Origin of the sequence: Terribacillus saccharophilus (genome assembly GCF_002272745.1) — a bacterium.
Classification (GTDB): domain Bacteria; phylum Bacillota; class Bacilli; order Bacillales; family Amphibacillaceae; genus Terribacillus; species Terribacillus saccharophilus_B.
In genome coordinates this window covers 305,730-329,851 of sequence record NZ_NPBD01000007.1, presented here as the reverse complement: position 1 = coordinate 329,851, position 24,122 = coordinate 305,730, and the positions used below count along the sequence as shown (strand labels likewise).

General features: G+C 43.5%; 22 protein-coding genes. 11 read left to right on the top strand and 11 right to left on the bottom strand.

All coding sequences use genetic code 11. The annotated features are described in order from the left end of the window. Nucleotides 1-133: 133 nt before the first annotated feature. Nucleotides 134-1,069 (bottom strand): alpha/beta hydrolase, encoded by a 936-nt coding sequence (locus CHH58_RS08865; RefSeq protein ID WP_095227719.1) that lies wholly within the window; start codon nucleotides 1,067-1,069, stop codon nucleotides 134-136. Between the two features lie 111 nt (nucleotides 1,070-1,180). On the opposite strand from CHH58_RS08865, the gene CHH58_RS18770 reads away from it, so the two are divergent. The 3 genes from CHH58_RS18770 to CHH58_RS08850 all read left to right on the top strand — a co-directional run bounded on the left by CHH58_RS18770 (nucleotide 1,181) and on the right by CHH58_RS08850 (nucleotide 5,111). Beyond that, nucleotides 1,181-1,789 (top strand): TetR/AcrR family transcriptional regulator, encoded by a 609-nt coding sequence (locus CHH58_RS18770; protein WP_095227717.1) that lies wholly within the window; start codon nucleotides 1,181-1,183, stop codon nucleotides 1,787-1,789. A 73-nt stretch (nucleotides 1,790-1,862) separates the two neighbouring features. Then, nucleotides 1,863-4,061 carry an MMPL family transporter gene (locus tag CHH58_RS08855; RefSeq protein ID WP_095262392.1) on the top strand — a complete coding sequence of 733 codons (2,199 nt, stop codon included), beginning with the start codon at nucleotides 1,863-1,865 and terminating at the stop codon, nucleotides 4,059-4,061. A 117-nt stretch (nucleotides 4,062-4,178) separates the two neighbouring features. After that, a complete protein-coding gene (locus tag CHH58_RS08850) occupies nucleotides 4,179-5,111 on the top strand; it encodes an aldo/keto reductase (RefSeq protein WP_095262391.1) in 933 nt (310 codons plus the stop codon). A 40-nt stretch (nucleotides 5,112-5,151) separates the two neighbouring features. Here the strand turns inward: CHH58_RS08850 and CHH58_RS08845 are convergent, their stop codons facing one another. Continuing rightward, on the bottom strand, nucleotides 5,152-6,195 hold the full coding sequence (locus CHH58_RS08845) for a 2,3-butanediol dehydrogenase (RefSeq protein ID WP_095227711.1): 1,044 nt from the start codon (nucleotides 6,193-6,195) through the stop codon (nucleotides 5,152-5,154). 127 nt (nucleotides 6,196-6,322) lie between these two features. On the opposite strand from CHH58_RS08845, the gene CHH58_RS08840 reads away from it, so the two are divergent. Further along, nucleotides 6,323-7,285, top strand: coding sequence for a LysR family transcriptional regulator (locus tag CHH58_RS08840; protein ID WP_095262390.1), 963 nt, complete (start codon nucleotides 6,323-6,325; stop codon nucleotides 7,283-7,285). 16 nt (nucleotides 7,286-7,301) lie between these two features. Here the strand turns inward: CHH58_RS08840 and CHH58_RS08835 are convergent, their stop codons facing one another. The 4 genes from CHH58_RS08835 to CHH58_RS08820 all read right to left on the bottom strand — a co-directional run bounded on the left by CHH58_RS08835 (nucleotide 7,302) and on the right by CHH58_RS08820 (nucleotide 10,453). Beyond that, the gene (locus CHH58_RS08835; protein WP_095227707.1) at nucleotides 7,302-8,069 is read right to left on the bottom strand and encodes an SDR family NAD(P)-dependent oxidoreductase; all 768 of its coding nucleotides are present in this window, start codon (nucleotides 8,067-8,069) and stop codon (nucleotides 7,302-7,304) included. 118 nt (nucleotides 8,070-8,187) lie between these two features. After that, nucleotides 8,188-8,934, bottom strand: a complete 747-nt coding sequence (locus tag CHH58_RS08830) for an amino acid ABC transporter ATP-binding protein (protein WP_095227705.1) — start codon at nucleotides 8,932-8,934, stop codon at nucleotides 8,188-8,190. A 12-nt stretch (nucleotides 8,935-8,946) separates the two neighbouring features. Next, nucleotides 8,947-9,645 carry an amino acid ABC transporter permease gene (locus CHH58_RS08825; protein WP_095227703.1) on the bottom strand — a complete coding sequence of 233 codons (699 nt, stop codon included), beginning with the start codon at nucleotides 9,643-9,645 and terminating at the stop codon, nucleotides 8,947-8,949. Continuing rightward, on the bottom strand, nucleotides 9,632-10,453 hold the full coding sequence (locus CHH58_RS08820) for an amino acid ABC transporter substrate-binding protein (protein ID WP_095262389.1): 822 nt from the start codon (nucleotides 10,451-10,453) through the stop codon (nucleotides 9,632-9,634). Before CHH58_RS08820 ends, CHH58_RS08825 begins: the two co-directional genes overlap by 14 nt. 351 nt (nucleotides 10,454-10,804) lie before the next feature. Between CHH58_RS08820 and CHH58_RS08815 the strand changes: the two genes are divergently transcribed. From CHH58_RS08815 to garD, 3 genes are all read left to right on the top strand, one after another. Then, nucleotides 10,805-11,032, top strand: a complete 228-nt coding sequence (locus CHH58_RS08815; protein ID WP_095262388.1) for a hypothetical protein — start codon at nucleotides 10,805-10,807, stop codon at nucleotides 11,030-11,032. Next, nucleotides 11,029-12,387, top strand: a complete 1,359-nt coding sequence (locus CHH58_RS08810) for an MFS transporter (protein WP_095262387.1) — start codon at nucleotides 11,029-11,031, stop codon at nucleotides 12,385-12,387. Before CHH58_RS08815 ends, CHH58_RS08810 begins: the two co-directional genes overlap by 4 nt. 124 nt (nucleotides 12,388-12,511) lie before the next feature. Then, entirely contained in the window at nucleotides 12,512-14,041 is a 1,530-nt protein-coding gene (gene garD / locus CHH58_RS08805) for a galactarate dehydratase (RefSeq protein WP_095227695.1), read from the top strand. Between the two features lie 43 nt (nucleotides 14,042-14,084). On the opposite strand, the gene CHH58_RS08800 is transcribed toward garD, so the two are convergent. Then, nucleotides 14,085-14,408, bottom strand: coding sequence for an AzlD domain-containing protein (locus tag CHH58_RS08800; protein ID WP_095232171.1), 324 nt, complete (start codon nucleotides 14,406-14,408; stop codon nucleotides 14,085-14,087). Next, nucleotides 14,405-15,133, bottom strand: a complete 729-nt coding sequence (locus CHH58_RS08795) for an AzlC family ABC transporter permease (protein WP_095262386.1) — start codon at nucleotides 15,131-15,133, stop codon at nucleotides 14,405-14,407. Before CHH58_RS08795 ends, CHH58_RS08800 begins: the two co-directional genes overlap by 4 nt. 362 nt (nucleotides 15,134-15,495) lie before the next feature. On the opposite strand from CHH58_RS08795, the gene CHH58_RS18765 reads away from it, so the two are divergent. Together CHH58_RS18765 and CHH58_RS08785 are read left to right on the top strand one after the other, a co-directional pair. Then, entirely contained in the window at nucleotides 15,496-16,347 is an 852-nt protein-coding gene (locus tag CHH58_RS18765) for a methyl-accepting chemotaxis protein (RefSeq protein WP_095262385.1), read from the top strand. Between the two features lie 182 nt (nucleotides 16,348-16,529). Next, a complete protein-coding gene (locus CHH58_RS08785) occupies nucleotides 16,530-16,883 on the top strand; it encodes a hypothetical protein (RefSeq protein ID WP_095227664.1) in 354 nt (117 codons plus the stop codon). Here the strand turns inward: CHH58_RS08785 and CHH58_RS08780 are convergent. The 3 genes from CHH58_RS08780 to purT form a co-directional block, all read right to left on the bottom strand. After that, on the bottom strand, nucleotides 16,880-18,205 hold the full coding sequence (locus CHH58_RS08780) for an MFS transporter (protein WP_095234487.1): 1,326 nt from the start codon (nucleotides 18,203-18,205) through the stop codon (nucleotides 16,880-16,882). The genes CHH58_RS08785 and CHH58_RS08780 overlap by 4 nt on opposite strands. Before the next feature lie 166 nt (nucleotides 18,206-18,371). Next, nucleotides 18,372-18,713 (bottom strand): n-acetylglutamate synthase, encoded by a 342-nt coding sequence (locus CHH58_RS08775; RefSeq protein WP_095227660.1) that lies wholly within the window; start codon nucleotides 18,711-18,713, stop codon nucleotides 18,372-18,374. Continuing rightward, entirely contained in the window at nucleotides 18,700-19,872 is a 1,173-nt protein-coding gene (gene purT / locus CHH58_RS08770; protein ID WP_095227658.1) for a phosphoribosylglycinamide formyltransferase 2, read from the bottom strand. Before purT ends, CHH58_RS08775 begins: the two co-directional genes overlap by 14 nt. 126 nt (nucleotides 19,873-19,998) lie before the next feature. Between purT and CHH58_RS08765 the strand changes: the two genes are divergently transcribed. Both CHH58_RS08765 and CHH58_RS08760 read left to right on the top strand, forming a co-directional pair. Further along, nucleotides 19,999-22,353 carry a putative bifunctional diguanylate cyclase/phosphodiesterase gene (locus tag CHH58_RS08765; RefSeq protein ID WP_170937567.1) on the top strand — a complete coding sequence of 785 codons (2,355 nt, stop codon included), beginning with the start codon at nucleotides 19,999-20,001 and terminating at the stop codon, nucleotides 22,351-22,353. 68 nt (nucleotides 22,354-22,421) lie between these two features. Then, nucleotides 22,422-24,116, top strand: a complete 1,695-nt coding sequence (locus tag CHH58_RS08760; protein ID WP_257000882.1) for a DUF6044 family protein — start codon at nucleotides 22,422-22,424, stop codon at nucleotides 24,114-24,116. The last annotated feature ends 6 nt before the right edge of the window (nucleotides 24,117-24,122 follow it).

Genomic DNA, 24,122 nt, shown 5'->3' with positions numbered 1-24,122 from the left:
TTGTCTAAGCGTCGTGATGCAAGATGATAGACTATAGGAAACCGCTTACAGTAGCTATGGTAGCATCTGAAGGTTATGGAAAGCAATTGATAGCACAGAAGAATAGTACGCTATATTTCGACATATAAAAAGCTCAGCTGACAGGCTGAGCTTTTATGTTGATCTCTTGCAGAAACTGCTTTACGACTTGCTCATATTCCAGCTTATTATCGGCTAGTGACATCGCATGGTCACCCTTTTCAAACAGATGCAGTTGCTTGTAGCCACTTTGTTTCTTCGCGTATAAATCCTTCGTCATTTGTACGGGAATATAGGAATCTGGCAAGCTACTGATAAAAAGAACCGGTTTCTCGATATTCGCGACCGAGTGAATCGGAGAGACATCCTGGAAACGGTAGCCATCCAACTTACGCACGATTAATTCTGCAGCTGGCAGAAACACTTGCCGCGGCAGATGGAATTGGACTTTCAATCGATAGGCGACTTGTTCTGCAAAATCACTGTAAGGGCAATCAGCGATATAGAAATCAGCTCCATCTTCCACTGTGCCTGCATAAAGCAAAGCAGTTGCTGCCCCCATTGATTCGCCATGCACACCAAGCTTCAAGTCGTAATCATATCTTTCCTTCGTCCATTGAATCACCCGGGCAAGATCATGCCTTTCCTGGTAGCCATACGTAATACTTTTGCCATCGGAAAGTCCATGTCTTCTCTGATCGTACAATACGACATTGAAACCTAGGGCCAGGAATACATTCATGTATTTAATGGAATTATATTTGTTTACAGCTACTCCATGCGAGATGACCATTACATGCCGGGAATCGGGATCTCCTACATAATGTGTACCGTAAATCTTTCCTTCACCTGAAGGTACACTGAACTCCTCTTTACGCATTGCATCATAAGCAGCTTTGTTGTAGCGCCCAGCCTCCACTTCCCGGCTGATCGTCTCTTCCTCCGTGAAGGCTTTCATTTGCCTTAGTTCCTTGTTCACAAGTGTCGCAACAAGCGCTGTGTACCCTCCAATTAAGCCGGCAACGGAAAGAAATAACCCTTTTCTCCCCATATCACTACCCCCTTTTTATATTCTATTTTACAATAAGTAAGACAATCATTGCTTTTCTAAACAAAATGAGTTAACTTATCAAGTGATAAGTTATTAAAGAGGGCAGGCACTATGGCTAGAAAAAAAGAAGTTTCCGCTGAACAAACCCAGCGCAATATTATCGCGACAGCTGAACGGCTTTTCATGACACATGGCTACCGGTCAATTTCAACTCGCCGGATAGCAGAGGAATGCGGGATTACCCAGCCTGCTTTATATCATCATTTCCCTAACAAGCAGGCTATATATCTGGAAGTCGTCCGCTCCATTATGGTTCAGACGGAGGAAGCGATGACACATGTACTTCAGGATCACGCCAACAGCAAGGATCGTATTCGTCAAATAGCCTATTTTATGATTATGAACCATCAAGGTGACATGACACAGATGTTTCATGATTTGCAATACGAGATTGATGAAGAACATCGGAAAACGATTCAGGACTGGTGGCTGCGCAGTTACTTCAATCCTGTGATGCAGACTTTGACAGAAGGAATTGCCAAAGGTGACATCAAAACGATACCTACCGTTCCCCCGATGGAGCTAACCTTTTTCGTCCTCGAGATGATGAAGTCCTTTCTGCCTCCATCCAAAGAGGATCATGAAGCCCGGCGTGCGTTCGCAGACAAGAAATCAAAGATGCTTGTAGACATACTTTTTGATGGAATCCAGAAAAAATAAAAGATTATGTGCATAATCTTTTATTTTTTGGGTATAACTTATCAGTTGATAAATTATTTAGGAGGAACCATTCATGCAAAAATTAGGCGCTTTTATAAGCGGCAAATCTGGGCGGTGGATTATCTTGGCTGCTTGGATTGTCCTTGCCCTCGTATTAAATTTAACCTTACCGCAAGCAAATTCACAGGAGGACGAGCAAGCCGAAACATTCCTCAATGACACAAACAGTGAGGAAGCTGCCCGTATTATTGAAGAAGAATTCTCTGATAACAGCGGTCTGCCCGCCTTGCTTACCTGGTATCAGGAGGATGGCCTTACAGATGAAGACTTGCAATCGATCCAGCAGTTCAGTGCTGATTTGCAGGAGGCTGACATTGAAGCAGCGACCGTAACACCATTTCAGGATATCCCCCTGCCAGCATTAAAAGAACAGCTTTCCGATGACGGTACGACGCTCGTCATGCCAATCCTATTTGATAACGGAACAGCAACAGATACAGTCGAAGCTGGTCTTAAAAAAATTCAAGATACAGCAAATGATGCATTCACGCAGAACCCGTTTGAACAAGACTTGAATAGCGGCGATCTGCTTGTCCGAGCAACTGGTCCTGCTGGTATTTCCGTTGATGCTGTCGGCCTCTTCTCTCAAGGAGATACGACGCTTCTGTTTGGAACCGTACTGATCGTACTTATCTTCCTTCTCGTTATCTATCGATCTCCGATACTGGCGCTCGTGCCGCTTATCGGCGTAGGTTTTGCTTATTTAGTTATCAGCCCGATTCTTGGTGCATTAGGAAAAGCCGAATTGATTTCGTTTGATTCTCAAGGGCTTGCGATCATGACCGTACTGCTCTTCGGTGCTGGTACCGATTACTGCTTGTTCCTGATCACCCGCTTCCGGGAAAATCTATGGGAAATGAAGAGTAAGAAAACAGCAATTGTTCGTTCCCTATCATCTGCTAGCGGTGCAATTGCAATGAGCGGACTAACCGTCATCGTTGCTATGCTAGTACTGCTTGTTGCTGATTATGGATCAATTAACCGGTTTGCTATTCCATTCGGCATCGCCATTTTCATCATGCTGCTTGCAAGTCTTACGCTCGTGCCAGCATTGCTTACAATCATCGGACGTGCATCCTTCTTCCCGTTCATTCCAAGAACTGAGGATATGCAGGAAGAACGCGCGAAAGAAAAAGGAAAGCCAGTTCGTACGAAGAAGCCACATAATAAAATTGGCAATAGCGTGGGCAGACTTGTCATCCGTCACCCATGGAAGATAGCCATTGCTACACTCGTAGTTCTTGGAATTCTTGCCGGAATCTCATCCCGTATTACGTACACGTATGATACGCTGTCATCTTTCCCGGATGATATGCCGTCAAAAGAAGGCTTTGAAATACTGACAGATCACGTCAATGCCGGTGAACTCGCACCTGTTTCTGTTATTACTGAGACAGATGATCCAGAAGCTGTCCGTGCTGCTCTAGAAGAGCTGCCTTATGTAGCTACTGTTATGGATCCGGAGCAGTCAGAATCAAACGATCAGTTGATACGCATCCAACTCGAGCTGGATGAAAATCCTTACTCAAATGAAGCAATGGCCCACATTCCTGACATAAGAGAAACTGTATCGGATACAACCGGTAATACTGATAGTGTTTGGATTGGTGGTCAGACATCAGAACAGTATGATACACAGCAAGTGACAAAGCATGATGAAAAGTGGATTATTCCGATCGTTATCGGCTTTATCACCCTGTTATTACTCACGTATCTGCGATCTGTAACGGCAACAATCTATTTGGTCGCAACCGTTTTGCTCTCTTTCTTCAGTGCATTGGGGCTTGGCTGGCTTATATTGCATTACGGATTCGGTGTCGAAGCAATTCAAGGCTTCATCCCGCTGTATGCTTTCGTGTTCATCGTTGCGCTTGGAGAAGACTATAATATATTCATGATCTCAAGCATTTGGAAACGCAGTAAGACGATGCCGCTTAAACAAGCTATTGCAGACGGTGTTGCCCATACCGGCGGTGTTATCACGTCTGCCGGGTTGATTCTGGCAGCAACATTCGCTGTATTGACAACACTGCCTATTCAAATACTTGTCCATTTCGGAACAATTACTGCAATTGGTGTATTGCTCGATACTTTCCTTGTCCGTCCTTTCCTTGTACCTGCTATTACTGCAATTCTTGGTAAATGGGCGTTCTGGCCTTGGAAGAAGCGAATTCAGCAAACAGAAGAGAATGAACAAAAGGCACATGGCTAAAAATAGCCGGGACAGCATAGCTGTCCCGGTTTCTGTTTTATTCAAGCAAATCTTTTCCATACCACCATGTGAATTTGCTACAGTTAAGACAGACTTAAAAAAGGAGCTGAGCGAGAAATGACAGAACGTGTGCAATTAGGAAAATCCGGCTTGTATGTTAACCCGATCGGAGTCGGTACGAATGCAGTCGGAGGCCACAACCTCTATCCAAATCTAGATGAGGAACAAGGCAAGGAGGTTGTCCGCCAAGCGATTGAAAATGGGATGAATTTCTTTGATACAGCTTATATCTACGGTCCGGAAAGATCTGAGGAGCTTGTTGGTCAGGTTATCAAGGAAAGCGGAAAACGGGATGACATCGTACTCGCAACCAAAGCTGCTCACAAAATTATCAATGGCGAAACATTGATGGACAACTCTCCGCAATTCCTGAAGGACTCTGTGGATAACGCATTGAAACGTCTGCAAACAGATTATATTGATTTGTTCTACATCCATTTCCCTGACGAAGGTACACCAAAAGCGGAAGCTGTCGGTGCACTGAAGGAATTGAAGGATCAAGGCAAAATCAAAAGCATTGGTGTTTCCAACTTCTCAATCGAACAGCTGAAGGAAGCTAACATTGATGGTTATGTAGATGTATTGCAGTCTGAATATAATCTGTTCAAACGCGGTGCAGAAAACGATCTTCTTCCGTATACAACTGAAAATAATATCTCCTTCGTGCCTTACTTCCCGCTTGCTTCTGGCTTGCTTGGCGGTAAATACGACGAAAATACGAAGTTTGATGATTTGCGTGCGAATGATCCACTGTTCCAAGGTGAAGCGTTCAAGCAAAATTTGAAAAAAGTAGATCAACTGCGGGGTATCGCTTCTAAGAAGGATGCAGAGGTTGCTCATGTCGTGCTGGCTTGGTATCTGACACGAGACAGCATTGATGCAATCATCCCTGGAGCAAAACGTCCGGAACAAGTACTAAATAACCTGAAAACACTCGACGTCAAACTGTCAGTAGATGATATCGAAGCAATCGACAAGATCTTTAGATAAGATAAAAAAAGCGGATGCTCATGCATCCGCTTTTTCTTTCTTATTGTTCAGATTGAACAAGGATCTTCACTTGGTTCTTCTCTTTGATCAAGCTCTCGAATCCTTCTTCAACCACTTCATCCAGCTTGATTTTCTTTGTGACTAGCTTCTCAGCTGAGAAATAGCCTTTTTCCATTAAGGAAAGCACTTGCGGGAATACATCACGATAACCAATGATACCTTTAATGGAACGTTCCTGAATAACAATATCATTCGGCATGATTTCGGCTGGTTTCTCCCAGATGCTGACGATCATCGTTTCACCGCCGATATCAGTAGACTGGATCGCCTGACGCAAGACGACTGGTACGCCCGTTACTTCAAAGGCAACTTCTACACCGCCATCAGTCAATCTTCTGATTTCCTCAACTGTATCATCCACCTTACCTGGATCGACGACAATCGCACCTAACTCTTCCGCTTTTGCTTGACGTTCCGGTGATAATTCAACTGCATAAATTTCAGTTGCACCTGCTGCTTTCAAAGCTTCTATAACCAGCAACCCGATTGGACCACAACCAAATACAGCTACCTTATCCCCAGCTTTTACCTTACTAGAACGTACAGCATACAACGCAACTGCAGAAGGCTCTACCAATGCGCCTTGCTCATAGCTTAAAGAATCCGGAAGCTTGAACAGAAGCTCTTCATCAACCGCAACATATTCGCTCAAACCGCCGCCACCGCCAGCAAGTCCGAGGAATCCCATTTGCTTGTCCAAGTTATATGCACCTTGGTGTCCATGTGTTGCAAAGATTGGTTCCACAACAACACGATCGCCAACCTGGTAACCTTTCACTTCTGGTCCTACTTCGACTACTTCACCAGAAAATTCATGTCCCATTGTCACTGGAGCCACTTCACCAGTCAGTGGATGCGGTTTATCAACTGGAATGAAAATTGGTCCACCAAGATACTCATGTAAGTCGCTTCCGCAAATACCGCACCATTTAACCTTCATTTTCACCTGATTCGGTTTGATAACAGGTTCCTCAATATCTTCCATTCTAACATCCTTCTGATTATGCCAACGTAATGCTTTCATTTGTTCCATCCCCTTTTTACAGCATTTCTTTCTACATTCCTAGTATACTGCTGGAAAATGATATAATAAATTTCGGGTTATTTAACTTAAATAAACGTTTGCTTAACTAAACGAATGAGGGATAGACATGACTATCGAACAATTGAAATATATAGTAGCTATCGCACGATCAGGATCATTAAAAGCAGCTGCTGCCGAACAGCATGTAACACTCCCTGCACTGAGCCAGGCGCTGACCAACCTGGAACGAGAATTGAATATCAGCCTTTTCCGTCGTTCGCGTACAGGCACGACGCCAACTGAGGAAGGTAGTAAGCTTATACAGCATGCGGAGGCTGTCTTAGAGAAGCTGCAGGAATTCACTGAAGAAGCAGAGACATACACGGAATCACTAAATGGAGAACTGAAAATTGCAAGCTTTCCCGGACCTATGGAGATTCTGGTAGAGCTTTTTTCAAATTTCCGCAAGCTTCATCCAAATATTAAAGCTTCTCTATTTGAGCACACATCACAACGCATCATGAGAAAAGTAGAGGCAGAAGCTGTCGATATCGGACTTGTCATTTATACAGAAAAGGAAGTCCAAAAATACCGTAATCTCGTCTTCAAGAAATTACTTGATGGGCATATGGTGACAGCCGTCAATAACCAACATCCTTTGGCTAAGGAAGAATTAGTCACCGAAGAGATGCTCCTTAAACAGCCGATTGTACTTTATAATGATGCTTACATACAGGCATTTATGCGCCAGTTCAAATCGCTTCAATATGATATCCTGTTCACCACGAACAATGTACAGACCATACGAAATATGGTAGAGAATGAAACAGCTATCAACATTGGCTTCGACTATGCCTTCCGGACCGATGCCGAACTATCAAGAAGCAAAGACATCACACTGCTCCATTTTGCTCCGCCTTTCTTTCAGACCTATTCCTTCGGCTATGTGTACCACGGAAACAATACACTTTCCCGCGTAGCTAGAACATTTTTACGCGAATTGGAAGAAACTATCCTCGCTAAAGAAGAGTTACATGCTAATTCGGATCCATCGTTATACACACATATAAAAAACACGCCTGCCATATGACAGGCGTGTTTTAAAATTAAGCAGATGTTGTTCCTTGTCCGCCATCGATTCGGTAATAAGAACCAGTAATGAATGATGCTTTTTCAGAAGATAGGAATAACATCAAATCAGCAATTTCTTCCGCAGTAGCATAGCGCTTCATCGGTACACTCGCTTCAAAGCCTTTTCTAGCTTCTTCTTCATGTCCATGAGCAGCATTTGTTTCAATAGAGCGCATCATTGCTGTATCCACACCAGATGGAGCAACAGCGTTTACACGTACGCCATAGTCTGCCACTTCCAAAGCTGCTGTTTTGTTGATACCGATAAGTGCGTGCTTCGAAGCAATATAAGCACTCATACCTGGAGCACCAAGCAATCCGCCGTTGGAAGCGGTATTTACGACAGCGCCGCTTTTTTGTTCTGTCATCACTTTCAATACATGTTTCAATCCAAGGAAGGCACCTACTACATTGACAGCCAATACCTTTTCTAAGTTCTCCACAGTTGAATCAACGATATTTTTGAATTCTCCATTGATTCCAGCGTTATTGATGAACACATCGATACTTCCGAAATGCTCCTTGGTTTTCTGAACATAATCTATTACGTCTTCTTCCTTCGCAGCATTTGCTGCCAACAAGATTTTCTCTGCATCAATGGATGCTGCAGCTTTCTCCAGCGCTTCCTGTGAAAGATCAACAAGAGCAAGTTTAGCTCCTTCTGCTGCGAACTTCTTAGCAGCAGCGATCCCGATTCCGCCTGCTGCTCCTGTTATAAGTACCACTTTATCTTTGAATTCCATCTCTTAAGTCCCCTCTCAGAATATGTACTATCCTACTTATTATCGGTAACTATATTACTATTTTCAACTAGAATGCTTAAAATTTAACAAAAAAACAGGAGAACATGATGTTCTCCTGTTACTCTGTCGGATTCAAAATTCTATGCAGGAAGCGCTGGGTACGTTCCTCTTTTGGATGAGACAGCACTTCTGCTGGCGGTCCTTGCTCAACAATGACGCCACCATCTATGAAGATGACTTCATCCGCGATTTCCTGGGCAAATTTGATTTCATGAGTTACAACAACCATTGTCCAGCCCTCGCTCGCCAGATCCCTCATTACTCGAAGTACTTCTCCAATCAGTTCCGGATCAAGTGCTGAAGTAGGTTCATCAAAAAGCATAAGTTCCGGCTTGATTGCAAGCGCACGGGCAATCCCGACCCGTTGCTGCTGTCCGCCAGATAGCTGATACGGATAAAGATCCTTCTTATCTTTCAATCCTACTTTATTAAGCAATTCAATTGCTTCCGCTCTTACCGTTTGTTTGTCCCGTTTCTGAACCTGAATAGGTCCTTCCATGACATTTTCCAGAACGGTGCGATGCGGGAATAGATTATAAGATTGGAATACCATACCTGATTTACGACGCAGCTTAATCAATTCCTGCTGTTTGACCTCTTGGCTGAAATCCACTTGATGGTCTTCAAAACCAACAATACCTTCATCTGGTATCTCCAGTGCATTCAGGCAGCGAAGTAAGGTTGTCTTTCCGGAACCGGATGGTCCAAGTATTGCTATTACCTTTCCTTTATCGACTTGCATATCAATAGATTTCAGTACTGTATTTGTACCGAAAGTTTTCTTTAAACCTTTCACTGCTAGCATAGCTACCCCTCCTTACCTTGCTGTATAGCGGTCTAATCTGCGTTCGAGTCGATGCTGAGCCAGCGACAGGACGAAACAGATAATCCAATAAATGAAGGCAGCCAATATATAGATGTAAACAATCTGATCCAGATTCGTCGCACCAATTTGCTGAGATTTACGGAACAGCTCGGTTACGAGAATCTGAGATGCTAATGACGTTTCCTTCACTAAGCCAATAAAGCTATTGGATAAAGGCGGTACGGAAACTCGTAACGCCTGGGGCAGAATGACACGAAACAACGTTTTCCGGTAAGTCATCCCTATTGTAAAGCCTGCCTCCCATTGCCCCTTAGGAACAGAGAGAATAGATGCTCGGAAGATTTCAGAAGCATAAGCCCCGACATTTAAGGAAAACGCAATAATAGCTGTCGGATACGGATCAATCATAATATTTAATTCCGGCAGTAAGTAGAAAATGATGAACAACTGAACAAGCAGAGGTGTTCCGCGGATAGCAGAAACATAGACAGAAAAAATCCACCGCAAAGGCTTGATATTTGAGATCCTTACCAATGCCGTGATGAGTGCGATGATGATACCAAAAAAGAACGAAATAAGAGTCAAGGGGATCGTGACTTTGATCCCCTCAATCAGTATCGGCCAGAATGACTGCTGCAACAGCTCCCAAGGGATGACAATCCCGCCGAATACCATATTACTTGTTAACATCTTCGCCAAACCATTTCGTTGAGATTTCTGCTAAAGTACCATCTTCACGCATCTCATCAAGTGCTTTGTTGAACTGTTCGACTATTTCACCGCTGTCCTTGCGGAAAGTGAAGTACGTCTCGTTTGGTTCTCCAGTTTCAAAAGCGATTTTTACTGGAGCATCCTTTTCTGTATTGTTCAAATAGTCAAGGACTGCAAGTTTATCGTTGAAAGTAAGATCAACGCGTCCTTGTTCAATCAGCTGAATCGATTGTGCCAATCCTTCTACACCCTCGATTTGTGCACCAGCTTCTGTGGCCACTGCATTATAGTTACTTGTTAAAGACTGTGCAGATGTTTTACCTTCAACATCTTCGATTGCTGTAATGTCATTGTTATCTGCAGCTGTTACGACAACGGACTGGGATTTTGTATAAGGATCAGAGAAATCATATTGCCCAACGCGTTCGTCGTCTTCCCCTTTACCCACTTGATTCGCAATCACATCGAAACGAGCACTGTTCAAACCAGAGAACATGGAATCCCATTGTGTCTCTTCAAATTTCACATCAAGATCCAAACGCTTACCGACTTCCTTCATCACTTCCACATCGTATCCTGTAAGTTCACCGCTATCATCATGGAATGTGAAAGGCGCGTATGTTCCTTCTGTTCCGACTGTAATTTCACCTTTATCTTGAACTTCTTGCCACAAATCGCCATTACTGCCATTTTCGCCAGAATCGGAAGCGGAATCATCTCCGTTACCGCAGGCAGCAAGAATTGCAAATATCGACATAAATAGTAGACCTAATAGTGCTTTCTTCATGTACCAAACCCACTTTTCTATAATTTTTAACTTTCATCAGTTTAAGGCCATCCACAGGAAAAGTAAAGAAATAAGTCTGAGTAAACTAATCAGGATTAAATCACCCTTCTATCGCTTATTATAAACGTATCTGCGCCTCATCATTCAGCTTAATTCCCCATCACAAACTTATATCTAAACGGTTATTCAAAGTTACAATACCCAGCTAGCGAATGGATGGAACATATTTATCGAAAATGAAAAATTAAATGCATCAATCCCGTGTGGAAGAATGTACATGAAAGCTAACATGTGTAAAGAAACAGAAGAATGGTCAAATTAACAGCAGAGCGAAAGTTGGAGGTAACAGGAATGACAAATACAATTAACTTCAGTAAAACAGCATTAGAACTAATTGACTTACAAAAATGGATCGCCATTTTACCTAGCATGGACAAGCTATTGGAGAATAATCATTTTTTTAATACTGATGCTATAACCCGCATCTCGAAAAAAGCCCTTACAGCTGCTTGTAAAATCATTTCCCCTCACATTGCCCATATGCGGACTGCAGATCTCTTTCTCGGTATGGTGGAATGAACAAAAAACAACGCGGCCTTTTCCTGACAGCTATTGCAACAGGTACAATGCTTAATCCATTGAATTCCTCGATGATTTCATTAGCTCTTCACGCTATTCAACACGAATTCTCACTCAGTTTTGCAACAGTTTCCTGGCTTATTTCTTCCTATTATTTAGCGAGCAGCATTGTTGTCCCCATCGCCGGCAAGATTGGGGATTTGATTGGTCGGCGTAAGATGCTTTTAATCGGACTGCTGCTTGTTGCCATTTCTGCTGTCGGCGCTCCATTTGCAGGCACGTTCCTTATTTTATTAGGCATGCGGCTTTTCCAGGCAGTCGGCAGCAGTTCCATTTATCCAGCCGGTATGGCACTTGTGCGTACACATATTCATGAAAAACAAGCGTCAGCACTTGCCATTCTATCTATTTTCACTTCCTCCATGTCAGCATTTGGTCCAACCGCCGGCGGATTTCTGATCGACTTTGCAGGCTGGCAGTCAATCTTTACAGTGAATGCCCCATTCATTCTGCTTAGTTTCCTGCTCACCTGGTTCGCTGTCCCTAAGGATCCTGAAACTACACACTATACTTTCCGGGAGTTTTGGAAACAACTCGACAGCATAGGAATTATCCTTTTTGCAATCGGTATGAGCTTTTCTTTATACTTTCTATTATCTTTTGAGCACGGTATCCATCTATTATCCTTAGGAATAGGGATTATATTTCTAGCAGCATTTATTGTGCGCGAATTGGGTACAGCATACCCTTTTATTGATGTCCGTTTATTGCGGAGCAACAAACAACTGACACTCGTCTACATCCAGTTCATACTATTGAATATCTTTAACTACAGTCTCTTCTTCGGACTGCCGAGTTTCTTCCAGGATGTCTTGCATTACAGCCTGAAGACGAGCGGTCTGATGATGATTTTCCTTTCTGGTGCAAGTACACTTGTGTCATTCCTGATGGGACGCTGGATCGACCGCTCCGGTACAAGTATTCCAACCATTGTCGGGGCTGTGCTCATGATTGGCGGAACTGCAGCATTAGCTGTCATATCCCAGCACCTTACTCTCGGAAACATCGGTGCTGTCCTCATTTTTCTTGGCATCAGCTACGGCATCGGTAATGTCACCTTGCAAGCAGCAATGCTTGACGCTTCCCCCGAAACTATTGTCGGGACAAGCTCCGGTCTTTTCCAGACATGCAGATATCTCGGATCAATTCTTTCTTCTGTTGTCTTAGCGATAGTTTTCGGTTCTGACTTATCTCTGCCCGGTTTCCGGATCCTAATGATAGTCCTTGTCATCACCGGCCTGGCATTCTTAGTTACAGCTATCTATTCAAAACAGCTAGAAAAAGCAGCGGTATGATTTTCGGCTGCTTTTTCCAGCTTCTATTGACAGTTGTCTTTAATGGTCATACAATTAAACAAAATAACAAATAGTCCCATCTTTTTTTATTGCTTCTAATTGAAATCGCTTACAAATAGGAGGAATACAATTGAAATCCACGACTAACCCTTATTTTGTTAAAGTACATGAACAAGATAATGTTGCTATCGCTGTTGCTGATGGTGGTCTTGCTGCTGGTACTTCGCTTGCAGGTAACATTGTTACGCAGGAGCACATTCCCCAGGGTCACAAGCTGTCCTTGCAGCCTATCCATACAGGCGAATCTGTTATCCGCTACGGTGAAGTAATTGGGCATGCTACAACAGATATTACCACTGGTAGCTGGGTTCAGGAACGACACTTGCTCCTGCCGACGCCACCGCCGTTGGATGAACTCTCTCTCTCCCCTGCTCCTGCTGACCCTCTGCCTACATTGGAAGGCTATACATTTGAAGGCTACCGTAATCTCGATGGTTCCGTCGGCACTAAAAACATACTTGGCATTATAACTAGTGTCCAATGTGTTGTCGGTGTCATGGATCATGCAGTCAAACGACTGAAACAGGATATCCTTCCAAACTATCCAAATGTCGATGACATTGTCGGTCTTCATCATGCGTATGGCTGCGGGGTTGCTATTCAGGCGCCGGAAGCAATTATTCCAATTCGCACTGTCCAAAACTTGGCCCGTCATCCGAATTTTGGCGGTGAGACACTAGTCATCGGTCTTGGCTGTGAGAAACTCATTCCATCACGAGTCAACCCTAGCGGAAAAGACGAGGATATTATCTTGCTGCAAGATCAGCAAGGCTTTCATGCAATGGTGGCAAAAATCATAGAAAAAGCAGAAGCAAAGCTGGTCACACTGAATAAGCGGAAACGAGAAACTTGTCCTGTTTCTGAATTGGTTATTGGAACACAATGCGGCGGAAGTGATGCGTTCTCCGGTGTCACTGCGAACCCTGCCGTAGGTTATGCATCGGATCTGCTAGTCCGTGCCGGTGCAACTGTGATGTTTTCCGAAGTGACGGAAGTGCGAGATGCAATCCACTTGCTCACACCTCGGGCTAATAGTAAGGAAGTCGCCGAAAAGCTAGTTCGGGAAATGGACTGGTATGACCGCTATCTCGCATCCGGTCAGGCAGATCGAAGTGCCAATCCGTCTCCGGGAAACAAAAAAGGAGGATTATCCAACGTTGTAGAAAAAGCGTTAGGTTCTGTCGCAAAGTCTGGACAAAGCACAATTACCGATGTTCTCGCACCCGGAGAACGCGCTGAAACGAAGGGTTTACTATTTGCTGCCACTCCTGCCAGTGACTTTGTCTGCGGTACACTCCAGCTTGCTTCCGGCATTCACATGCAGCTCTTCACAACTGGCCGCGGCACGCCATATAGTCTGGCAATGGCTCCGGTCGTAAAAATATCGACACGTACAGCCCTGCACGAGCAATGGAAAGATTTAATAGATATCAATGCCGGTACAATTGCTACCGGTGAAGCAACATTGGAAGAAGTCGGCTGGGAAATCTTCCACTTTATACTCGATGTAGCAAGTGGCAGAAAACAGACTTGGGCAGACCATTGGGACACCCATAACGACCTGGCTCTGTTCAATCCAGCACCTGTAACATGACAGAAAAAAGTCCCGATGCATAAGGCGTCGGGTCTTTTTCTTTTTATGCTATAAAAAAGCGCAAAGCAGCCATGAGCACAACGCCAATTATTACCGTAAATAATAAGCTCTTTGTCCAAAGTGCGAAAAGAATAGTAGGAATCATGATTGCTATGACCTGCCAATCAAAAGAAAGCGGTCCGCTTTCTCCTAGAACATTCGAGACAACAAGTGCAGTCAGTATACATATAGGTATATAGGACAGCCACCTCAGGGCAAGCACCGGCAATTTCAGATTTCTGATAATTAAAAATGGCAATACACGCGGCACTATCGTCACTGCTGCACATGCAGCAATCAGCAGCAACATGGATAAAGAAACGTTCATTTTTCCGTCACCACTCCAATCGTTGCGCCGAGAATGGTCGCAAGCAATACAGCCATATGAGAACTGACGAAGAATGAGAAGCCAACCATCAGAATGACAATACATAGTATTAGTCGAATATAGTGATTTATCTTTGTAGATTCAATTGCATCCAGCTGCAGGACAAGCAATGCTATGAACATACTCGTCAGTGCAAAATCCAGACCAAATGCCTCCGGATCTGATATCCAGTTTCCAAATAATGCACCAACAGCACAAGAAATAATCCAGCATATATAAGCCGTCACATTTAACCCGTTCATCCAGCTTGCCGTCACTCCTCGCTTCAGCTGCACCTTGCCAGAAGCTACACCGAATGTTTCATCTGTCAGCAGCACACCAAATCCAATGTTTTGCCAAACAGAATACTGTATAAAATGCGGCGCCATTGTCGCGCTCATAAGAAAATGGCGTAAGTTCACGATAAAGGTCGTTAATATGATTGCAGCAGCTGGACTTCCATTAAGCACTAATGCAGCAAATATAAATTGGGCTGACCCAGCGTATACAAGCACTGCTAATAACACTACCTCCAGCGCACTCAGTCCTGCTGCAACACCGACTACTCCAGCTGCAATCCCGATGCTGATATACCCAAGTAGTGTAGGGATACAATCCCTCGCTCCCTGTCTAAAAGTCATATCATTGTTTTCTTCCGCTCCAATCGATGCATGCACATCAGCCATTCTGCTCTCACCTTCAAACTTCTCTAGTATTGGTAGTCAGTATATCAAAGGAAGCTACTTGATGGGAATAATGTAAAGTTTTTTCAAATCCTATTTTATTTTCTAGATAGACTAGGATGTAACTAGTCAAGATTACATATTCCCATAGGACTTCTCTATGTACTATTGATAATAAAGCAATTTACTAATCAAAATTAACTTTTTTAGGCGGGATATATATATAAGTATAAAAGGTTTTCTTAACCTCAAATCTGGGTATAAATACTTAGTTTCATAAAGAACAGGAGAAGATTCCAATAATAACTAATCCGCTATTAACAACACAAGTCTTGGATAATAATGCTGTCCTAGCCGCAGCAGAGATGTCTTTAGCTATGATAGAGTTCACACCATTTGGCGAAGTATTATGGGCAAATAAGAATTTTGCTGCAACTATTGGCTATGCACAGACAGAGCTTCCTGGTATGCATCACAGGCAATTTTGCACATCAGATTTTTCTAATAGCACAGATTATAACCAGTTCTGGAATCGACTGCGCAGCGGTCAATCTTTCCAAGACAAGATTATGCGAATTGCCAGGAATGGAGATATTATCTGGCTGGAAGCTACATACATGCCCGTCCATGGTGATGATGGCAGTGTACAAGCTGTCTTGAAAGTTGCAACTGACATTACAGCACGGGAAATTGGAACTAAAACGATCACGTCTGACCTGCAGCCAATGGCCATTGACCTTCGTGCCCGTACGACTTCTGGAATCGAAAAAAACAATGGTGCCGCTGATTCAATACAGTCCATCGTTGCTTCGACGACTGCTAATATTGATGCAACAGAAGCCTTAATCAAACAAGCAGACTCCATTCAATCACTTGTCCAAACTATTAGGGACATTGCAAACCAGACCAATTTATTAGCGTTGAATGCTGCTATTCAAGCAGCACATGCTGGCGAGCATGGCAGAGGTTTCAATATTGTAGCGGATGAAGTACGGAAACTGGCATCACAGGCAGCAGAAGCAACCAAGCAGGCTCAAGAAAACATGGGGAAGATGACCGAGCATATTAAACAAATTGAATCTGTTTCGCATCAGGCTCAACAGCGGAGTATGGAAGGGAAAACTCGCGTGCACGAGGTTATAGAAGAACTTTATACCCTGGAGCAAGCAGCCCAGAATCTGGATAAACAAGCAAATAAGCTTAGCTCCCTTATTTAAAGAATCGCATTGTTGCGGGATTTTTCATCTGCAGAATCCGAGACTAGTATAATACTCACAAGTATTATTTACAGAAATTTAACTGTCTTGGTATATAGAGGAGAAATGGTTAATTGACATAATTCGGCAAAGCTAGTACGCTTAAATCCCGTTGAGGAATGATGTTTGGGGAGTAATTCAGTATGTACAAATTTACGATTGATGACAAAGAAAAAGTACTTCATATAACAGCAGAAGGGTTCTTTACAAATAATGAATCTGCAGCATTCATGGAGACACTTTATGAAACATTCGGGTCTATCCAAGCAACCGAATATGACTTAATTGTTGATCTTATTCATTTGAATGTAATAAAGCAGAATCTGGTTTATAGAATTGCTGATGCTTTTGAGTTATATGATGAGCTCGGATTCCGTAATATTGTCATCATCAATCCAATTTCTATTTTAGCGAAAGTACAGCTTTTCAATATCGCAAGAAGCGTGCATTTTTCAGGCACCTTCGTAGATTCACTGGAGGAATGGCGAACGCGTTAACGCGCCGCCATCCTGTCCGGAGTCTTCTTTTTTGCCACATGGACGAGCAGACCTATCAGTGTGAGTACGATGAGCGAGGTCAATGCAATTCTGCTTGCCAAGTCTCCGTAACCCCTCAAGCCAAGCGTAATACTTCCATAAATCATCGGTCCAATAATGGAAGATACTTTTCCCGAGAATGCGAACAGACCAAAGAACTGTCCTTGTTTTTCAACTGGAGCGAGATCCACAATTAAAATCCTCGAAGTAACCCAAATCGATCCCAAAGCAATTCCGAATAGACTGCCTGCTATCCAGAACATCCATTGTGCAGTTGCCAATACTCCTACCGTCAAAGCTACTACCATAATCAAAGCCACAAATGAAAACGAACGATGTGCCCCTACCCTATTAGCTATCTGACCGAAACAGAAGGAACCTATGATTGCTGTTACCGTTGATACAAGATAAAGAATAATGAACTGTTCAGAACTGAACCCAACAACTGTTACAGCATAAACGCTCATGACCGCAATGGTTGTAGCAATCGCATCATTGACAAAGAAATAAGCTACCATGAATCGTAAAATAGATTGATGCTTTCGTATTTCCTTGAAGGTGGCGATAATCTCTTTATAACCAGTTAATAGACTGATACTAGACTGCTTCTGTACCGATTTCTTTTCTTTGAGGAAGAACACAAGCGGTAGTGTAAACACGAAATACAGACCCGCCGTAGCAAGAAAAACATATTCATAACCGTCATCAAGTAAAAAATAAACAAGTAAGCCGACAAGCGTCCCCATATAACCAACTGCTACACCGAAACCCGATAATGTCGATAGACGATTCCGCGGTACCAAATCACTGATTTTTGCATCATAGAATATAAGACTGCTGTTATAGAAGAACTTCGCAAGGACAAACACAAGTACAGTTGCTACAAACGGAGCTGGAAGTCCCCAAAGTGTTGTTTCCGTATTCCATCCTGCAAATACCCCCATTAAAACTGTACACAGAATCGAAACAGCCGCGAACCGGATGATATATCGCTGTTTATAACCAGTCTTGTCGATCCACACACCGAATAATGGTGAGAAGATGACTAGAAAGAAGCTAGCTAGCGCATTCGCATAAGCAATCAGTGTATTTCCAAGCTGCTCCATTTCTGCAGTATTACCGATTGAATCGGTCACATAAAATGGAAAGAAGATAGTTGTAATATTAGAAGAGAAGATCGTATTGGCAAAGTCATATAAAGCCCAAGATAAAATAGGCAAAGACAGTAAAAAACCGAGGCCCCTGTTTTGATTGGGTTTCTTCCTTAAACGTTTACTTTCCATAAGTAACCTCCTTTTTCTTCCACTATACCTTATGCTTGTTTACTCGCACGCCTATTTACAAAAAAATAACAGTTTGTTGAAAAGTTCCATCTAGGGATGTTCAGTTTGACGTGTAAAAAAAAGACATGAAAGCAGTTCGCTGCCTTCACGTCTTTTCGTAAATCTATTACTCCGCTACTTGTTCCACAATGGAATGCCCTGTCGACTCGTCATCGTACATCCATTGCCACTGTTCATGCAGACGGATTCTGCCATCTGCTAAAATTTCTGGTATAGAGACACATTGCCCGCTCCGCAGCTCATATTGATCGTTAATATGATGGTAACGGAAACGAAGCTTACCATCTGATTCCACCAATCCAATCAGCCTACCTTCGAGAATAGATCCTCCCGCATAAGCTGCAGTAAGAATCTGCCCTTCTTGCTGATAATGAAAGGTAGTTTCATTGGATGTTTCTCCATTATCTGTATTCGTAACGGCACGGAAAGTCAGGTTATGATAATTCATCCTGAACCTCCACTTTAAGCCGATTTCTCGCCTGTACAGCGTGTTTTCTTGCCTCTTCCACTGTTTCAGCAGTGGATAAAGCTACTGCAACTCTGCGGCCTACTGTTGTCGATGGCTTGCGGAAGACACGAATCTGCGTTTGGGGCTCTTGCAGTGCTTCTCTTAAACCCGATATATGATAGGATTCCAAAGCTGTGTCCGCTTTTAACGGACTGGTTGCACCAGGCTGCAACAGCTTGATTTCTGTAATCGGCAAGCCTAATATTGCTCGCACGTGCAATGCAAATTGGGACAGTTGCTGTGTTACCATCGTCACCATTCCAGTGTCATGCGGACGCGGCGATACTTCACTGAAATATACTTGATCCCCTGCTAGGAAGAGCTCTACTCCAAATAAACCGTAGCCACCTAATCCTGCTGTGATACGCTCTGCTATCTCCTGTGCTTCTTCAAGCTGTGAATCTGTCAGCTGAAGAGGCTGCCATGAAGCGATATAGTCGCCATTTTCCTGTTCATGCCCAATTGGCTCGCAGAAGAAGGTACCATTCACCGCCCGAACTGTCAGCAGTGTGATTTCCGCATCAAAGTGAATGAATTCTTCTACGATGACACGCGGTTTCTGCACTCTTCCGCCTTCCATGGCAATTTGCCAGCTTCGCTCGATATCCTCCGGTTTCCGGCAGACACTTTGTCCTTTGCCAGATGAACTCATCAAAGGTTTGATGACACAAGGAAAACCGATTTTCTCCACCGCTTCTTGAAATTCCTCGTATGTATCTGCAAAACGATAGCCAGCTGTCGGAATATCCAAAGTTTCAGCAGCAAATCTGCGGATGCCTTCCCGATCCATTGTTAGCTGTGCAGCTTTTGCAGTCGGTACGACATGATAGCCTTCCTTCTCCAATTCAACCAATTCATCTGTTGCGATTGCCTCAATCTCCGGAACAATAAAATCTGGTTTTTCCCATTCTACTATCTGTCTGAGCTTTTCACGATCCAGCATATCAATAACATAGCTGCGATCGGCAACAGTCATTGCCGGAGCCCCGTCGTACCGGTCCACTGCAATTGTCTCTACGCCAAGCCTCTGCGCTTCGATTACAACCTCTTTTCCCAGTTCTCCTGATCCGAGCAGCAGCAGTTTTTTCGTTTGATACATACTATCGCCTCCTGAGTTGCAATTAGTAAAAAGTTTTGCGCCATGATTCGACTTTATCTGATAAACTTATGTTACCATGCCTGTCCAATTCAGGTAATCCTTACTTTTTTCGCAGGAGGAAAAACGTTGCTTCCGTTCATTGATATACCGGGTATCCATCTTCTCTACACTATCACTAGCGTATTGCTCATAAGCGTACTCACCAGGCTTGTATTATATGTAAGCCAGCATATGATGCGGACTGCCGTCAGTACATGGAAAGTCACTTTAGTATCACTAGGAACTGGCTTAAGTGCCGTACTGGCTACATATTCGTTTACCCTATCGATTGATGCGGGCTCTGCTCCTCAAGCGACATGGCTTTTCTTCATTGTCAATTTCCTCTTAAGTTCCATTAGCGGCGCTCTTATTCTGCGTGTCGTACGCAGTCCGATAGGAAATACCAGGCATGATTTGCTTATCAGCCTTCTTTTAGCCGCCTTGATTTACTTATTACATATGTTAACACCGATTTCCTTGTATCCGAATTTGCTTGATGTCTACCTAGTGGAAGTACTTACTTCGATGGTGTTGACACAATCGACTATATTCACCTTATTCCGTTTTCTTAATATGTATACGAATGGAGAACAAATGAAGTGGAGCAAGCCGCTGTTGCTATTCGGAAGTTTGATGTCTGGAATTGCTATTGTCGGTTTAGGTTATTGCATCTTTGCAGCTTTCACTTCTTATCAATCAGCACTGTCTTATAGCCTTTATTTCATGCTACCTACTGTTATCGTTTTATTTTCTAATACAGTCTTGACAGTTATTCCGTTGCTTTATAGGAACAGGGCACTAGTGACGACACATCAGCTCTATCAATCTCTGTTTAATGACAATCCTAATGCTGTATTAGCAGTTGAGAAGGATGGTTCGATTCTGCATGCTAATAAAGAAAGTGAATTTTTGACCGGTTTTAATGAGGATGCTATCAAAAGAATGGATGCAGCAGCTCTGTTCCTTGATAAGGAGATATTTCAGGATCACCTTAATATCCTTAGTAATGGCGGATCACATCAATGGAACACTAAAATATGCCGTTCCGGCGAACAAATAGATGTTCATGTGACTGGCATACCTACTATTGTGAAGCATCATATTGTTGGTTACTTTCTCGTTATCAAGGACATATCGCAGACGATAGAGACAGCCAAACAAGTTGAGTTTCTTGCCTATCATGACGATCTGACCAAACTGCCGAATCGCCGTCTGATGCAGCAACAGATGCAGGAATACGCAGACAAAGGAACCTCCTTCAGTATTCTGTTAATTGATTACGATTTGTTCAAACGAATCAATGATATTTTTGGACATTCCTTTGGCGATAAGGTCCTAGTGGAAACAGCAGCTCGCTTGAATAGAATTTTAGATGGAAAAGGCACAGTCAACCGGGTTGGAGGAGATGAATTCCTGCTCATCGTACCCGGAGAGTCCGCAACTCGACTCGCTCAATACATTGTCGAGCAGTTCCGACAGCCAATGCGGCTTCAGGATTACGAGCACGTTTTGCAAGCCAGTATTGGTATTGCTTCCTTCCCGGAGCATGCAGAAGACATGGATAACCTCTATAAGTACGCTGATATTGCGATGTATCAAACGAAAGAAAAAGGTGGAAATAATTACACTGTCTTTCAGCCGGAAATGGCAGAAAAACAGGTGCTTCGGTTCGAGATCGAGCATGAGCTGCAGGAAGCGATCGAAACACAGGCTTTTGATTTGTACTTTCAGCCAAAATTCCACAGCTTCACACATACAATAACCGGAGCAGAAGTGCTGCTGCGCTGGAACCATCCCGAACGCGGCTTCATTCCTCCGAATATATTCATTCCGATTGCCGAGGAAAGCGGTCTAATAGTCGCAATTGAGCGCAGTGTCATTGAGCGGGTAATGGCTTGCTTATCGAAATGGCGAGAAGAAACAGACGAATGCACTATTCCTTGCATTTCCATCAACGTATCTGTTATTACGTTCCTGCAGGATGATTTCTCAAGTTTCTTCCGAGATCAACTGAATCATTTCAATCTGAATGGCAGCTTGCTGGAACTGGAAATCACAGAACGCGTTGTCATGCAGAATGAAAACAAAATAAATTCCATCCTCCAAAAATTGCGCGAAACAGGAGTTAAAATTAGCATCGATGATTTCGGCACAGGATATAGTTCCTTGAACTATCTGGATAAACTCGAAGTCGACATATTAAAAATTGATCAAACGTTCATTCAACATATCGAGTATAATCAATCAATTGTTGCCACTATCCAGTCTCTGGCTGAAAACCTGAAGCTTCATACTATAGCTGAGGGCGTCGAAACGGAAGCACAGCTGCAAGCACTTCGAGGGCTTGGTTGCACAGAGGTACAAGGTTATCTGTTTTCCAAGCCTCTACCTCAATCTGATTTCGAGTCATCTTATATTATGCATATACCCGCGGATGCCTAGCATTCCGGGTATTTTTTGTATATATCTTTACCCGCTGCCGCATACTAACAGCATTACTTTGGGAGGATGTGGGAATATTGTGGAATTATGCAGACAGAAAAGCAATCCTGCTATGCGTGGCAGCGATACTCATCTTCGTCTCTCCCCTATTCCTGCTGGGAGATGATGCCCATATACGGGTCCATGACAATCTCGACTCCAATCTTGCCTGGTATAAAGTACTTGCTGCAAGCGGGCAGATGTTTGGCGGCGTCCATGCAGTCATCCCTCAGATTATCGGCGGGCTGCCTCGGGATGCACTCGGTACAGAATGGACACTTATCGTTTGGCTGCACACTTGGTTTCCGACAATGACTGCCTATGCAATCAGCCAGCTGCTTACCCGACTGATTGCATTTCTTGGGATGTATTTACTGCTCCGTACCCACGTCATCCGGAATATTAAAGCACACTGGATTGCAGCTCTCGTTTCACTTGCATTCGCTCTGACACCATTCTGGCCGTCCGGCATGCTTAGCACCATGGGACACCCTTTAGCGCTTTGGGCTTTCCTATCTATCAGATCCAAAAAAGCGAATTGGGTGCATTGGACTGCTATTACTTTATTACCGTTATACGCTAGTTTCGTTCTAGGATTCTTCTTCTTCCTTGCCCTTATGGGAATTGTATGGCTGATCGACCTGCTTCGTTATCGCAGACTGAATCTGCTATTCTTGGCAAGCATCATATGGATGACTGCTGTCTTCTTGGCAACGGACTACCGGCTAGTCTATACGATGATTGCTGGTTCCGAAACGATGCATCGTGTTGAATTCGTTTCCTCCAGACAGGATTTTGTTCAAACGCTCCGCTTATTCTGGAAAAATTTCACGTTGGGACATAATCACGTAATGACCCTCCATACCTTCGTTATCCTGCCAGTGCTGGTGATCGCTTTATTTCTGGTTCTCTTCAGCCGAGGTCGTACAAGACCAATGAACATTTATCTTGGCCTGACAGGATTTAATTTGCTGTTATCTTTTTGGTACGCCCTTTGGTTCAATAAGATTTGGAGAATACCGAAAGAGCATATCGATCTGCTTTCTGCATTCAATTTCGCCCGCTTTCATTTCCTTCGTCCACTCGTTATTTATGTTAGTTTCGGGTTGGCTTGTTATCTGCTATGGCAGCTTGGAAAACGCAGCATACGAGTTTTTGTGTATGCTTGTCTCTGTCTCCAGCTTGTCATATTGGCTCTATCAAACGAAGAAATTGTTTATGGTCTGCATCAGCACACACCTTCTGTCGAAGCCTTTTATGCTGTTGATCAATTCGAGGAAATCCGTGACTATATCGGCCAGCCACAAGACACATATAAGGTGGCAAGCATCGGATTGCATCCTGCAATCGCCCAATACAACGGTTTCTACACTGTCGATACATACAACAACATTATCCCGTTGAGCTACAAGCATCAATTCCGTGAAGTGATAGCTGGAGAATTGGCAAAAAGCAAGAACCTGACACGTTATTTCGATGAATGGGGCAGCCGCTTGTATATTTTTTCGGCAGAGCTTGGAAAGCACTATGACTTTCGGAAAGACTCCAATCGCACCATCCACGATCTTGATTTGAATGCAAAAGCTTTACGGGAACTGGGCGGAGCTTACGTCTTGTCCTCTGTTTTGATCGAAAATGCTATCGACAATGATTTGCATTTTGAACGAAGTTTCGAGCATCCCGACTCTGCTTGGAAAGTCCACCTATACCGGGTACAACCATAAAGGAGG

Coding starts and splice junctions, on each gene's coding strand:
- CHH58_RS08855 (WP_095262392.1), top strand. CDS start 1,863: ATGCAAAAATTAGGCGCTTTTATAAGCGGCAAATCTGGGCGGTGGATT.
- CHH58_RS08835 (WP_095227707.1), bottom strand. CDS start 8,069: ATGGAATTCAAAGATAAAGTGGTACTTATAACAGGAGCAGCAGGCGGA.
- CHH58_RS08810 (WP_095262387.1), top strand. CDS start 11,029: ATGAACAAAAAACAACGCGGCCTTTTCCTGACAGCTATTGCAACAGGT.
- CHH58_RS08845 (WP_095227711.1), bottom strand. CDS start 6,195: ATGAAAGCATTACGTTGGCATAATCAGAAGGATGTTAGAATGGAAGAT.
- CHH58_RS08820 (WP_095262389.1), bottom strand. CDS start 10,453: ATGAAGAAAGCACTATTAGGTCTACTATTTATGTCGATATTTGCAATT.
- purT (WP_095227658.1), bottom strand. CDS start 19,872: ATGTATCAAACGAAAAAACTGCTGCTGCTCGGATCAGGAGAACTGGGA.
- CHH58_RS18770 (WP_095227717.1), top strand. CDS start 1,181: ATGGCTAGAAAAAAAGAAGTTTCCGCTGAACAAACCCAGCGCAATATT.
- CHH58_RS08780 (WP_095234487.1), bottom strand. CDS start 18,205: ATGGAAAGTAAACGTTTAAGGAAGAAACCCAATCAAAACAGGGGCCTC.
- CHH58_RS08795 (WP_095262386.1), bottom strand. CDS start 15,133: ATGGCTGATGTGCATGCATCGATTGGAGCGGAAGAAAACAATGATATG.
- CHH58_RS08775 (WP_095227660.1), bottom strand. CDS start 18,713: ATGAATTATCATAACCTGACTTTCCGTGCCGTTACGAATACAGATAAT.
- CHH58_RS08785 (WP_095227664.1), top strand. CDS start 16,530: ATGTACAAATTTACGATTGATGACAAAGAAAAAGTACTTCATATAACA.
- CHH58_RS08800 (WP_095232171.1), bottom strand. CDS start 14,408: ATGAACGTTTCTTTATCCATGTTGCTGCTGATTGCTGCATGTGCAGCA.
- CHH58_RS08815 (WP_095262388.1), top strand. CDS start 10,805: ATGACAAATACAATTAACTTCAGTAAAACAGCATTAGAACTAATTGAC.
- CHH58_RS08830 (WP_095227705.1), bottom strand. CDS start 8,934: ATGCTAGCAGTGAAAGGTTTAAAGAAAACTTTCGGTACAAATACAGTA.
- CHH58_RS08840 (WP_095262390.1), top strand. CDS start 6,323: ATGACTATCGAACAATTGAAATATATAGTAGCTATCGCACGATCAGGA.
- CHH58_RS08865 (WP_095227719.1), bottom strand. CDS start 1,069: ATGGGGAGAAAAGGGTTATTTCTTTCCGTTGCCGGCTTAATTGGAGGG.
- CHH58_RS18765 (WP_095262385.1), top strand. CDS start 15,496: ATGTCTTTAGCTATGATAGAGTTCACACCATTTGGCGAAGTATTATGG.
- CHH58_RS08825 (WP_095227703.1), bottom strand. CDS start 9,645: ATGTTAACAAGTAATATGGTATTCGGCGGGATTGTCATCCCTTGGGAG.
- CHH58_RS08850 (WP_095262391.1), top strand. CDS start 4,179: ATGACAGAACGTGTGCAATTAGGAAAATCCGGCTTGTATGTTAACCCG.